This is a genomic window from Pseudomonas lurida (assembly GCF_002563895.1).
Classification (GTDB): domain Bacteria; phylum Pseudomonadota; class Gammaproteobacteria; order Pseudomonadales; family Pseudomonadaceae; genus Aquipseudomonas; species Aquipseudomonas lurida.
The window spans coordinates 2,342,054-2,354,239 of the sequence record NZ_PDJB01000001.1; the positions used below are offsets into that span (position 1 = coordinate 2,342,054).

General features: G+C 58.0%; 13 protein-coding genes and 1 tRNA gene. 10 read left to right on the forward strand and 4 right to left on the reverse strand.

Going from position 1 to position 12,186, the window contains the following annotated elements; genetic code table 11:
- Positions 1–533: 533 nt before the first annotated feature.
- Complete coding sequence (locus ATH90_RS10770; protein WP_098466225.1) at positions 534–1,283, forward strand: carbon-nitrogen hydrolase family protein; 750 nt, start codon at positions 534–536, stop codon at positions 1,281–1,283.
- Positions 1,284–1,718, forward strand: a complete 435-nt coding sequence (locus tag ATH90_RS10775) for a GNAT family N-acetyltransferase (protein ID WP_034103758.1) — start codon at positions 1,284–1,286, stop codon at positions 1,716–1,718.
- Positions 1,719–1,765: 47 nt separating this feature from the next.
- On the opposite strand, the gene ATH90_RS10780 is transcribed toward ATH90_RS10775, so the two are convergent.
- Positions 1,766–1,993, reverse strand: a complete 228-nt coding sequence (locus ATH90_RS10780; protein ID WP_069022994.1) for a DNA-binding protein — start codon at positions 1,991–1,993, stop codon at positions 1,766–1,768.
- A gap of 82 nt (positions 1,994–2,075) precedes the next feature.
- Here ATH90_RS10780 and ATH90_RS10785 point away from each other — a divergent pair, with 82 nt between their 5' ends.
- The 8 genes from ATH90_RS10785 to ATH90_RS29035 all read left to right on the forward strand — a co-directional run bounded on the left by ATH90_RS10785 (position 2,076) and on the right by ATH90_RS29035 (position 8,444).
- The gene (locus ATH90_RS10785; RefSeq protein ID WP_034103760.1) at positions 2,076–2,441 is read left to right on the forward strand and encodes a helix-turn-helix domain-containing protein; all 366 of its coding nucleotides are present in this window, start codon (positions 2,076–2,078) and stop codon (positions 2,439–2,441) included.
- Positions 2,442–2,592: 151 nt separating this feature from the next.
- Positions 2,593–3,234: a response regulator transcription factor GacA gene (gene gacA, locus ATH90_RS10790; RefSeq protein WP_003190387.1), complete on the forward strand. Its 642-nt coding sequence runs from the start codon at positions 2,593–2,595 to the stop codon at positions 3,232–3,234.
- A 1-nt stretch (position 3,235) separates the two neighbouring features.
- Positions 3,236–5,059 (forward strand): excinuclease ABC subunit UvrC, encoded by a 1,824-nt coding sequence (gene uvrC / locus ATH90_RS10795; RefSeq protein WP_069022996.1) that lies wholly within the window; start codon positions 3,236–3,238, stop codon positions 5,057–5,059.
- Positions 5,060–5,091: 32 nt separating this feature from the next.
- Positions 5,092–5,652 carry a CDP-diacylglycerol--glycerol-3-phosphate 3-phosphatidyltransferase gene (gene pgsA, locus ATH90_RS10800; protein ID WP_034103764.1) on the forward strand — a complete coding sequence of 187 codons (561 nt, stop codon included), beginning with the start codon at positions 5,092–5,094 and terminating at the stop codon, positions 5,650–5,652.
- A 63-nt stretch (positions 5,653–5,715) separates the two neighbouring features.
- Positions 5,716–5,791 (forward strand) — tRNA-Gly (locus ATH90_RS10805).
- A 347-nt stretch (positions 5,792–6,138) separates the two neighbouring features.
- Positions 6,139–6,378 carry a FeoA family protein gene (locus ATH90_RS10810; protein WP_034103765.1) on the forward strand — a complete coding sequence of 80 codons (240 nt, stop codon included), beginning with the start codon at positions 6,139–6,141 and terminating at the stop codon, positions 6,376–6,378.
- Positions 6,379–8,208, forward strand: a complete 1,830-nt coding sequence (gene feoB / locus ATH90_RS10815; RefSeq protein ID WP_034103767.1) for a ferrous iron transporter B — start codon at positions 6,379–6,381, stop codon at positions 8,206–8,208.
- The gene (locus ATH90_RS29035; protein WP_122712319.1) at positions 8,205–8,444 is read left to right on the forward strand and encodes a FeoB-associated Cys-rich membrane protein; all 240 of its coding nucleotides are present in this window, start codon (positions 8,205–8,207) and stop codon (positions 8,442–8,444) included. The genes feoB and ATH90_RS29035 overlap by 4 nt, the downstream gene beginning before the upstream one ends.
- Before the next feature lie 116 nt (positions 8,445–8,560).
- Here ATH90_RS29035 and ATH90_RS10820 read toward each other — a convergent pair whose 3' ends face one another.
- From ATH90_RS10820 to ATH90_RS10830, 3 genes are all read right to left on the reverse strand, one after another.
- Complete coding sequence (locus ATH90_RS10820; protein ID WP_098466226.1) at positions 8,561–10,339, reverse strand: sensor domain-containing phosphodiesterase; 1,779 nt, start codon at positions 10,337–10,339, stop codon at positions 8,561–8,563.
- A gap of 148 nt (positions 10,340–10,487) precedes the next feature.
- On the reverse strand, positions 10,488–11,048 hold the full coding sequence (locus ATH90_RS10825; protein WP_098466227.1) for a fasciclin domain-containing protein: 561 nt from the start codon (positions 11,046–11,048) through the stop codon (positions 10,488–10,490).
- A gap of 181 nt (positions 11,049–11,229) precedes the next feature.
- Positions 11,230–11,931 (reverse strand): autoinducer binding domain-containing protein, encoded by a 702-nt coding sequence (locus tag ATH90_RS10830; protein WP_098466228.1) that lies wholly within the window; start codon positions 11,929–11,931, stop codon positions 11,230–11,232.
- Between the last annotated feature and the right edge of the window lie 255 nt (positions 11,932–12,186).

Genomic DNA, 12,186 nt, shown 5'->3' on the forward strand with positions numbered 1-12,186 from the left:
TGGCTACGTGTGTTGGCTTGCCACCAATAGGTGACCGATCGGAGGCGGCAGGCTGTCCCGAGCGGAGCTGGCTAAATCGCCATGCGGTGGAGGTGTCGTAGCGGTAATAGGTGGCGTAGTTCATGTCGTGTGTCCTTAAAGTGTTCCGCAAAATGGATAGGGGCCTGAAAAAACAAAACCCCCGGTCGGGGAGCCGACCGGGGGTTTAGATTTCTCTGGTAGGCGACCCCTTGAGTAGTGGGCGCCGATTTCAGGTATCAGGCGCGCCAGTGGCTAAACCAATACCCAAAATAAAAGCTGACAGCTGCGCTCGAACCGGTCACGCGGGTAGCCGATACCGAGCGCGTGGCGCTGGCAGCAGGGCAAACCTGAGTGTGGGTGAGTTGCAACATGGTATGTCTCCAAATGATGGGGGGAGCTTACTAGAGGCATGCAGGAGGATTCAATCAGTAATTTCTATCGCGCACCGATACCAACTGCTATGGGGCGAGATATGCTTGTAACCACTTGATAATGATTGCTTGGACGCGACCATGACTGCCCTGACCCTTGCTGCTGCTCAATCCCTTTCCATTGCGGGCGACTTGCCGGCCAATATCGAACGCCACCTGGCGTTCATGCGAGCGGCTGCCGAGCAAGGTGTGGAATTGCTGGTGTTTGCGGAGCTGTCGTTGACTGGGTATGAACCTTCATTGGCAGCCGGGTTGGCGATTGCGCCAGATGACCCTGTCCTGTTGCCATTGCGCGAAATGGCGCGGGAGTTGCGGCTGACGGCGGTGGTGGGAATGCCAATTCGCCTGGCACCCGAGGCCGGTGTATTGATTGGTGCGCTGGTACTGGCGGCGGATGGCTCCGTGGCGGTCTACACCAAACAGCATCTGCACCCTGGCGAAGAGCTGGCATTTGTCCCGGGGCAGGGCGGTGCTGTCCTCGAGTGGGGGCGTGACCGAATCGCGCTGGCGGTCTGTGCGGACTTCGCCCATGCCAGTCATCCGCGCCTGGCGGCTGAGGCCGGCGCCACGGTCTACGCTGCCGGCGTGTTGATCAGCGAGGGCGGCTATGCCACAGACAGCGCGTTGCTCCAGGGCTATGCGGCCGAGCATGGCCTGGTGGTGTTGATGGCCAATCATGGCGGCCCATCGGGGGGGTATGTGTGCGCCGGTCGTAGCGCTATCTGGACGGCTGATGGTGGTTTGCTCGCCGCCGCCCCCGGTGCTGGCGATGCGCTGGTGATTGCCCGTCGCGAGGACGGGCAGTGGGCTGGCCAAGTGGTAGCTGTCTGAATGGCGTTCCACCTGCGCGCTGCGACAGACCAGGACCTGCCGTTCGCACGGACGCTGACCTTTGAGGCCATGACCCGCTACTACCTGCAATACGGTCTGGTGTGGTCCAACGATGGTTTCGACGTCGCCTGGGCGGGGCGCGAGAACTGGCTGGTCTGCAACGATGACGCAGTGATGGGTTTCATCAGTTTGAGCCGTGACAGCCGAGCGCTCTATATCCGCGAGTTGCATATGATCCCAGCGTGCCGCAGGCAGGGCGCAGGCAGTTGGGTGTTGGAGCAGATGGCACTCAAGGCCCAGGCCCAGGGCTTGTTACGCTTGACCGTGTTCAAGACCAATCCGGCCAGGCGGCTCTATCAGCGCCACGGCTTTAGCATTGTCGGTGAAGAAGAGTGCTTTTGGCGCATGGAGCGTGTTTGCCGCCATTCAAGCTAAACCATGCACCCGATGCTAATAAGCGCATACTGGCTTCAGGAGGCGACTTACTGAACGTTGTGCTGGTTACCAGCCTCAGCAAGGATGATCCCTTCTTTCATGCCCAACAGGACCGCCACCTTATGGGCTTCTCCACGCCGTCCCTTTTTGCGCCCAGCGAGCACTTGATAGGTGGTTGCCGGATCAACGCCATGTTCACGAGCGAACGCTTGAACTGACTTCCCTTGATGGTCCAGCCAGGCCTTGGCTTGTGCGGCAGTACGGATTCCGGGCATAGTTCAAAACCGTTCAAGTTTGTTTAACGAAGAGATGAGTGTGTCACCTCTCGGGGTGTGCCAAATAGGATCATACATCCAAATGAGTGGAATCGGTTCGCGTTTGAGGCAAGAAAGGGAGCGACTCGGATTGTCGCAGAAAGTCTTCGGTGAAATAGGAGGCGTGGAAGCCAACGCACAAGGAAAATACGAAAGCGGAGGGCGAGCGCCCAAAGCGGACTACTTGTCGCGTGTCGCCAAAAGAGGTGTAGATGTGTTGTACGTGTTGACCGGTGTGACAACGCCGATTCAACTGGAAAACCTCAGCCACATCGAAGAAAAAGTCCTGGGTGACTACCGCGCGATGTTCGAGGAAGACCAGGCTGCGATTCGCCGCTTGACGTCTTCCCTGGCCGAACACTCCGCTGCACAGAACGGAAAAACCAAGTCGCAGCCCCAGGATTCCTGACCCGCTGCCCAACAATTACAGCCGTTCACCGCTCGGTGGACGGCTACTGTGTGTTCAAACTCTATATATATGACGCTTGCAGCTAGGTCTGCGCCTTGGTTTTTTGCTAAGGTGTTCAGCAACCTATAAGACCATATCGCGAGGTGTCTGCTTGATTAGGGTGCTAGTAGTCGATGACCATGATCTCGTTCGTACAGGCATTACACGAATGCTGGCTGACATCGATGGCCTGCAAGTAGTCGGCCAGGCCGAGTCCGGGGAAGAGTCCCTGATCAAGGCCCGGGAGTTGAAACCCGATGTGGTGCTGATGGACGTCAAGATGCCCGGTATCGGCGGTCTTGGCGCCACGACCAAACTGTTGCGCAGCCATCCGGACATCAAGGTCGTGGTGGTGACGGTGTGTGAAGAAGACCCGTTTCCGACACGCCTGTTGCAGGCGGGTGCGGCCGGTTACCTGACCAAGGGCGCAGGCCTGGCCGAGATGGTGCAAGCCATTCGCCTGGTGTTTGCTGGCCAGCGGTACATCAGCCCGCAGATTGCCCAGCAATTGGCCATCAAGTCGTTCCAGCCCACCAGCGACTCGCCGTTCGATGCGCTGTCGGAGCGGGAAATCCAGATCGCCCTGATGATCGTCGGTTGCCAGAAGGTGCAGACGATCTCCGACAAGCTGTGCCTGTCGCCCAAGACCGTCAACACCTACCGCTATCGCATTTTCGAGAAGCTCGCCATCAGCAGTGATGTTGAATTGACCCTGCTCGCAGTGCGCCACGGCATGGTGGACGCCAGCGCCTGACATGACCACACCGTTTGATCCAAGTGCCTTCCTCTCGACCTGCAGTGGCCGCCCTGGCGTGTACCGCATGTTCGACAGCGAGGCACGCCTTCTGTACGTGGGCAAAGCCAAGAACCTGAAGAACCGCCTGGCGAGCTACTTTCGCAAGAGCGGTCTTGCACCCAAGACCGCAGCGCTGGTGGGGCGTATCGCTCAGGTCGAAACCACCATCACCGCCAATGAAACCGAAGCACTGCTGCTTGAGCAGACGCTGATCAAGGAATGGCGGCCGCCCTACAACATCCTGCTGCGTGACGATAAATCCTACCCCTACGTGTTTTTATCTGACGGCCAATTCCCACGCCTGAGTATTCACCGGGGCGCGAAGAAGCAGAAGGGCAAGTATTTCGGTCCCTATCCCAGCGCCGGCGCAATCCGCGAAAGCCTGAGCCTGCTGCAGAAGACCTTTTTTGTGCGTCAGTGCGAAGACAGCTTCTACAAGAACCGCACGCGGCCGTGCCTGCAATACCAGATCAAGCGCTGCAAGGCGCCCTGCGTGGGCCTGGTCGAGCCGGCCGAATACGCCGAGGATGTGCGCCACTCGGTGATGTTCCTCGAAGGGCGCAGCAATGCGCTTACTGACGAACTCTCCGGCGCCATGGAGCAGGCCGCCAGCACCTTGGACTTCGAGCGCGCCGCCGAGCTGCGCGACCAGATCTCCCTGCTGCGCCGCGTGCAGGATCAGCAGAGCATGGAGGGCGGCAGCGGCGACGTGGATGTGATCGCGGCCTTCGTCAACCCGGGCGGCGCTTGTGTGCACCTGATCAGCGTGCGCGGTGGGCGGGTGCTGGGTAGCAAGAATTTCTTTCCGCAGACGGGTATCGATGAGGAGGTGGCCGAAGTCATGGCAGCCTTCCTTGGCCAATACTACGTCAGCAGCCCCGAGCGCGACCTGCCGTCGGAACTGATCGTCAACGTGGTGCATGAAGACTTCCCCACCCTGATCGAAGCGATCCATGAACTGCGCGGCCGCGAGCTGGACATCAGCCATCGCGTACGGGGTACCCGCGCGCGCTGGCAGCAGTTGGCCGTGACCAATGCCGAACAGGCGCTGAGCGCACGCCTTGCCAATCGACAGCACGTCGCCGCACGCTTCGACGCCCTGGCCGAAGTGCTCAACCTGGATGAACCGCCGCAGCGCCTCGAGTGCTACGACATCAGCCACTCCAGCGGTGAGGCCACGGTGGCGTCCTGCGTGGTGTTCGGGCCGGAAGGGCCGATCAAATCCGATTACCGGCGCTATAACATCGAAGGCGTCACCGCTGGCGATGACTACGCGGCCATGCACCAGGCCCTGACGCGGCGTTTCAGCAAGTTGAAGGACGGCGAGGGCAAGCTGCCAGATATCCTGCTGGTGGACGGTGGCAAGGGCCAGTTGTCCATGGCCCGCGACGTGCTCAACGAACTGGCGGTGCCCGACCTGATCCTGCTCGGCGTGGCCAAGGGCGCTACGCGCAAGGCTGGTTTCGAGACGTTGTACTTGAATGATGCCGCCCATGAGTTCACCTTGAAGGGCGACTCACCTGCACTGCACCTGATTCAGCAGATCCGCGACGAAGCCCACCGTTTCGCCATTACCGGCCACCGCGCCCGTCGTGGCAAAACCCGACGAACCTCAACCCTGGAAGGGGTGGCGGGGGTCGGACCGACGCGGCGTCGCGACTTGCTTAAACATTTTGGTGGCTTGCAGGAGCTGTCCCGTGCCAGCATTGACGAAATAGCCAAAGCACCCGGTATCAGTAAAAAGCTCGCTGAGTTGATTTATGCGAATCTGCATAGCGAATAGAATGCCTTTCCACCTCGTAGCCAGTTGTGCCGATGAATATCCCTAATCTGATCACCGTTCTACGCGTCCTGCTTATCCCGATTTTCATTTTGTTGTTCTATTTGCCGTACGAATGGAGCTACGTGGCCTCAAGTTCCGTGTTCGCCTTCGCGGCCGCCACCGACTGGCTCGACGGCTACCTGGCCCGCCGCCTGGAACAGAGCACGCCGTTCGGTGCGTTCCTGGACCCGGTGGCCGACAAGCTGATGGTGGCCGTGGCGCTGGTCTTGCTGGTGCAGGAACACGGCAACCTGTGGCTGACCCTGCCAGCCGCGGTGATCATCGGCCGCGAGATCGTCGTCTCGGCCCTGCGCGAATGGATGGCCGAAATCGGCGCCCGCGCCCATGTCGCTGTCTCCAACATGGGCAAGTGGAAAACCGCTGCGCAAATGCTTGCGCTGGTCATCCTGCTGGCCAACCCGTCGGACTTCACCTTCTGGGTCCTGCTGGGCTACGCCTTGCTGCTTATCGCCGCCGGCCTGACTTTGTGGTCCATGCTCCAGTATCTGCGCGCCGCCTGGCCGCATCTGCGCACCACCGTGGAAAAGAAATAAAACTTTTTTGAATCAAGGGGTTGACGGGTTCTGATAATTCTATAGAATGCGCATCACCAAGACGCGGGAATAGCTCAGTTGGTAGAGCACGACCTTGCCAAGGTCGGGGTCGCGAGTTCGAGTCTCGTTTCCCGCTCCAAACACAAAGAAAAAGCCACTCAATAGAGTGGCTTTTTTTTGCCTGAAATTTAAGGAATAGACGCATCAGCGTCTTTTTTCGTATCTGCGCTAATCCACTGACATCCTGGCAACCCGGTCAGGTTGCTGCCTGCGTCGACCATGTGTGCCGTTCTTGATTGAACTCGCATAGCCAGCGGTCTTGACTCCAAATGTCGAGACCATGGCGGCACCGCCCCCTCTCACAAACACTTCTTACGCCAGCCAGACACGCGGAAAATGAAGATATTTTCATCTGCTTGTAACTGGACTGTCCGGCACCTAGCATCGCTCAAACAGAAATCATTACCATCTTCGTTGGATGCCACTATGCGTTTGTGTGACCTGCCTCGCCGCCAAAAAGCTTGCGTAACCCATGTTGAAGGCACCGGCAACGCCGATCCGCTGAGCCAGCGCCTACAAGACATCGGATTCGTCCCGGGTGAGCCGGTTACGGTGGTCGCGCGGGCACCTTGGGGCGGTGATCCGGTGCTTATCCAAGTGGGCGGCAGTCGGTTTGCGCTGCGCCGCAACGAAGCCCACATGATCTTCGTCGAAGTGAGCGCTTGAATGGCGACCTTGCGTTTAGCCTTGGTGGGTAATCCGAACTGTGGAAAGACCGCGCTGTTCAATCTGCTGACCGGCGCCAGGCAAAAGGTTGCCAACTATGCCGGTGCGACGGTGGAGCGCAAGGAGGGGGTGGCACGTACGGCCAGCGGGCGCACATTCAGAGTGCTGGACCTGCCGGGGACTTACAGCCTGGCCTGCGTCAGCCAGGACGAACAGGTCACCTTGAACGTGCTGCAGGGCTCGTACCCCGGCGAGGAGCGCCCCGAGTTGTTGCTGTGCGTGGTCGATGCCACCAATCTGCGCTTGCACCTGCGCTTCGTACTGGAGCTGCAACGCCTGGGATTACCGGCGGTCCTGGTCCTGAACATGGCTGACGCTGCGCGTCGCCGCAGTATTCGTATCGATACCGCTCGGCTCTCTAGCGAGCTCGGGATGCCGGTGATAGAGACGGTCGCCGTTCGCCGCGATGGCGCCGCCGCGTTGCTGAAGGCGGTGGATGGCTGCGATGACATCCAGCCGGCGCCAGCCCCGGAGCAGGGCGCCGACTTACATGCGCGCGTGCGTGACATCCTCGAGGCATGTGTGAAAACGCCTCACCTGTCCGATGAGCGTGTCGATGCGCTTGATCGATGGTTGATTCACCCGGTGGTAGGGCCGTTGGCACTGGTCACCATCATGTTTCTGGTGTTCCAGGGCGTTTACCTGATCGGTAAACCCGTCACGGACTGGATCGGTGACAGTTTCAGCGCGCTGTCCGTGCTGGCAGGCGCCTATTTGCCAGAGGGGCCGTTGCGCGGGCTGATCTGCGATGGGTTGATCAGCGGGCTGGGTACCGTACTGGGGTTCATGCCCGAGATCCTGGTGCTGTTCTTTTTCATCTTCATCCTGGAAGAGTCTGGCTATCTGCCGCGGGCCGCCTTCATTCTGGATCGACCGATGCGTGCCGTCGGCTTGACGGGTCGTTCGTTCATTCCGCTGCTGTCGAGTTTTGCCTGTGCGATTCCAGGCATCATCGCGGCGCGCAGTATCAGTGATCGATATGATCGGCTCACCACCATACTGGTGGCGCCGCTGATGACCTGTTCGGCGCGACTGCCGGTCTATGCCCTGTTGATCGGTGCGGTAATTCCAGACATCCGTGTCGGCGGCGTGTTCGGCCTTCAGGGTTTGGTGTTGCTGGGTTTGTACGGCGTGGGCATTCTCGGCGCCATGGCTGTCGGCTGGGTGTGCAAGCGCTTCAGGCCGACCACCCAGCAGCAACCCATGCTGATGATGGAACTGCCGGCCTACCGCCTGCCGCGCGCACGTGACCTGATCGTGATGTTGTGGGAGCGTGGTTACTTGTTTCTCAAGAAACTGACGGGCGTCATTCTCGCGCTCACGGTGATCATGTGGTTCATCTCGAACTTCCCGAACCCACCGGTGGGCGCAACCAACCCGGCGATTGATTACAGCTTTGCCGGTTACCTGGGGGCCACGCTCCAGCATCTGTTTGCGCCGTTGGGCTTCAACTGGCAAATCACACTGGCGCTGATTCCGGCCTTCGCCGCACGCGAAACCGCTGTCGCGACCTTGGCCACGGTGTATGCCGTGGCCAACGGCGACGATCTCACGTCGCTGACCCAAACGCTGGCCGCCCAGGTACCGCTGGCCAGCGCGTTAGCCCTGATGATGTGGTTCGCGTTCGCGCCGCAATGCATGTCCACCCTGGCGGTGATCCGCAAGGAGACCGCCAGTTGGGGGCAGGTCGCCTTGGCGTTCAGCTACATGTTTGCCGTCGCGTATGCGCTCGCGTTTATCACTTATCGAATAGCTGAGGCCGCCTTATGACACTGGGACTCATGGCTCAATACGCTGTAATCGCCGTGCTGCTGGTTGGCGCGGTGATCAGTGTGTGGCGACGCTTGGCACCGGCCAAGGCCGGAGGGTGCAACAGCGGTTGTGGTGCCTGCTCAACCGGTTGCCAACCCACTCAACGGATTGCCGTGCGCACCCTGGATGCGCCGACACTCCAAGAGACCGGACGTGATGGCAGCCCTGCTATTACGCTGCCGCCTGAAGGTTGAGCGCAGGCGCTCAAAGGGCTGATGCGGCGGGTCGCGATGTTGCCGCTGGCGACCGGCAGGTGACGATGGGCGAACGACGCATCCTACAAATGCTTCAAGGCATGCATTCTCCAGGATCATGCCAACCCTTCGCCTTGGCTCCCTTGTCCCATCCAGGCCTGCAGATCCGTGGGGTTCATAGGCTTTGCAATTAAGTAGCCCTGGGCTTCAGAACACCCCCACGCGATTAAAAGGTCCAGGATTTCTTTGCTTTCTACGCCTTCGGCGACGACTCGGTAGCCGAGCCCCTTGGCCAGGCCGATGAGGGTCTTAACCAGCTGCTTGTCATTTTGATTGGTGCCCAGCCCGCTGATCAGGGACTGGTCAATCTTGACGGTGTTGGCGGGGAGCTCTTTCAGATATGCCCAATTACTGTAGCCCGTGCCGAAATCGTCAACGGCAACCTCTATGCCCATCTGACGAACACGCTCAAGTTGCCGGATCACTTCTTCAGGGTGGGTCATCAGCATGCTTTCGGTAAATTCAAGTTCAAAGCCGGCCGGGTCCAGGCCGTAGTGCTGAATTTCATGAATCATCGCGTCTACGAAGTCGGGGCTTTCCAGATCACTGACGGTAATGTTCATCGCGATCCGCAAACGCAAGCCTTGTGCTCTCCAAACAAGGGCTTGCTGGATAATCGCGTTGAGTACCCATAAGCCGACGGAGGGGATCAGCGCCGTCTTTTCAGCCAATGGAATAAATTCGGCAGGACTGACGGTGCCGAGCAATGGATGAGTCCAACGTATCAACGCTTCTACCGAATGACACTCTCCTGAGGGCAGTTTGATTTTGGGTTGATAGACCAGGCTGAACTGCTCATTAGAGTTGACCGCCTCTGGCAACGAACTCAGGAGCCTAAAGGCACGTTGTTGAGCTGCGTCAAAATGGGGCTCATAGAGCGACCATCCGAGCTTGCGGTCACGCGCCTCATCCGCCGCGCTCACCACCAGTCGGAGCCAATCCTGCTGGCCGGAATCATGGATAGGCAGGACACCAATCCCCACTTGCATGAGGATGGGGATGCCGTGGCATTCAACCGGCTTTTTGAAGTCGTTGAGAATACGTTCGCAGACCGGCTCGGTCGTTTGATCCTCTTCAAGGAGGAAGCCAAATCGCGTCGGGCTTATTTTATAAAGTAAACACTGGGCGGGCAGTAATGATTGCAAGCGCGATTTGATCGCCAAAATCAAGTCCCCCGCAAAGCTATAACCGAGGGCCTTTACAATATCATTGAGAAACTTTGGCGAGATAATATCGACTGCGTACACATGACACGCGTGTTTGAGCTTCAATGCTTGACGTATATCCTCCTCAAGCCTGAGTCGATTGAACAGCCCTGTGGGTTGGTCTACAAAGTTGCGCGACCGCACGCCCTGTATGCGCTTCATCACCAACTCGGCGAAGCCGTTGAGCATTGCACTATCACGCGGGCTCATCGCGGGGCGGGAGACGGTGTCAATGATGCAGAGACTTCCCAGGGTAAAACCATCTTCCGTGATCAGTGGGGCGCCTGCGTAATAACGAATATACGGCGGCCCCGTGACCAACGGGTTGTCGTCAAAGCGCGTATCGAGCGTGGCGTCCAACACCTCCAACTGGGTGTTGTCCAACGTCGAGTAGGCGCAAAAAGAGACCTCTCTAGGCGTCTGGGTATCGTTGAGCCCCACGCCCGCCTTGAACCATTGCCGGTGTACATCGACGATGGAAATCAGTGCTATCGGAGCGTTGTAATGAGCAGAGACCATCTCAACGATTTTATCGAAGACATCATCGTGATCGCTGTCAGTTGGACAAAATTTCGCGACCTCTTTTAGCCGTTCAATTTCATTCGGCGGAATAGGTGCGCCTTTGCCCATGATAATCCTCAGAGTACTTGTGATCCCACGACAAGGTATCAGACAGTGCCATCATTATGATGTTGTTTTTTCTATGCCCAGGATAGAGCAAAGGCATAGTGGGCAACGGCCTCTCCCGGCGCACCTGGTTTGCCGGGAGAGGCGCGCATTACGGCATCAGCACCGCGTCGACCACATGAATGACCCCGTTGGACTGCATCACATCGGCAATGCTGATAGCGGTCTTGCCGCCTTTTGCGTCGATCACCCAGAGTTTGCCCTCATGCAATTTGATCGTCAGCGACTCACCTTGAACCGTTTTCAACATGAGCGTGCCGCCGTTCTTCTTGGCCTCGGCCATCAGTTGTGCCGACGTATACGTGCCCGGTACCACATGATAGGTCAGGATTTTCGTCAGGTCGGCCTTGTGCTCGGGTTTCACCAGTGTATCGACCGTGCCGGCCGGTAATTTTGCAAAGGCTTCGTTGGTCGGAGCAAACACAGTGAACGGGCCTTTGCTGTTCAGCGTGTCCACCAGTCCGGCCGCCTTGACTGCTGCAACGAGCGTGGTGTGGTCTTTTGAATTCACCGCGTTTTCCACAATGGTCTTGCTGGGGTACATCGCGGCCCCCCCGACCATCACGGTATCGGCGGCAAAACTGGTGGTGGCAGTGACACAAACGGCGGCGAAGCAGGCTGCTGCTGCGATTCGTTGAAGAAAGGTTTGCATGATGCATCTCCTGGGTTCTTCTGCCCTCCGGATGAGGGTAATGAATGTACGCGCAGGGCAGCAAAACGGATGCACACCGTTGGTGTTTTTTTTCTTCGGTGACCGCCGCTCTGCGGCATACGCCTGAGAAGCTGCCGCTGTCGTAGCCTTTGCGGGATCGCAGGCATGACTCAGGTGGTTTTCAGAGCAGCTTTCGCCTGGTGGCCTGTATGACCGCCGCCGTTTTGTTTCGGACCCCGAGTTTGCACATGATCCTGTGCATATGAAAACCGACAGTGCGTGCGGTGAGCGACAGGATGATGGCAATTTCTTCAGCAGTCTTGCCTTCTGCGGTCCATCGCAGCACTTCAAGTTCCTTGGCGGTCAAGCTGACCAACGGGGGGGCAACGAACAGGCTCTCGGCAAGCAGGGCATGGATTTTATGGGTCAACCACAGCATCAACCCCGCTTTTTCGTAAAAATCCTCGGGATGGATCGCCGGCAATTTGCGGGCGAAACAGAAGATGCCGGTGAGGCCATGAGGGTCATGCACTGCTTGAGAGAAGCCATGCTGCAGTCCAAACAGGCAAAGATCCTCCCACAGCCTGGGCAATGGGTTGAAGAGTGACCATGACCAAAGCATCGGCAAGACAGACGTCTTGCAATGACTGACGACGGGATTGTTTTGGTAGTCGTAGTGCTGCCTGAAGTGCTGGTTCCAAATGTCCGGAAAGCTGCTCTTCGAGAACAGTGGGGGGGCGGATGGCGTATCGCTCGACAGCAGGAGGATGGAGCAATATTCATAACCGAGTTCGGCGGCACCGAGTTGAAACGACTCGAAAATCTTGTCGTGGTTTGGGTTTGATTCTGGGCAATTCGCTTGACTGGCAGGCCGCCATCCCATGGCATTTATCCTTGTACATAAAGTTCTGGTTGAGTTGAGGGTTGTCTCTCTAATTAGAGTAGGAAAGTTCTTGAGTATTCGAAAGGTTGAAGTGGAAAAAAGTTGTCGTTGGTATCTGTATCTGTTTTACGCACTAATGTGTATTGGTGTCATCTTGATATTGTTTAAGTGCGGTGAGTGCCTGAGGGTGCATGCAGTAAACAGCTCGTTTAATTGACGGTCGTTAATGGAGCGCAATATTAGACCTGTTCCGTT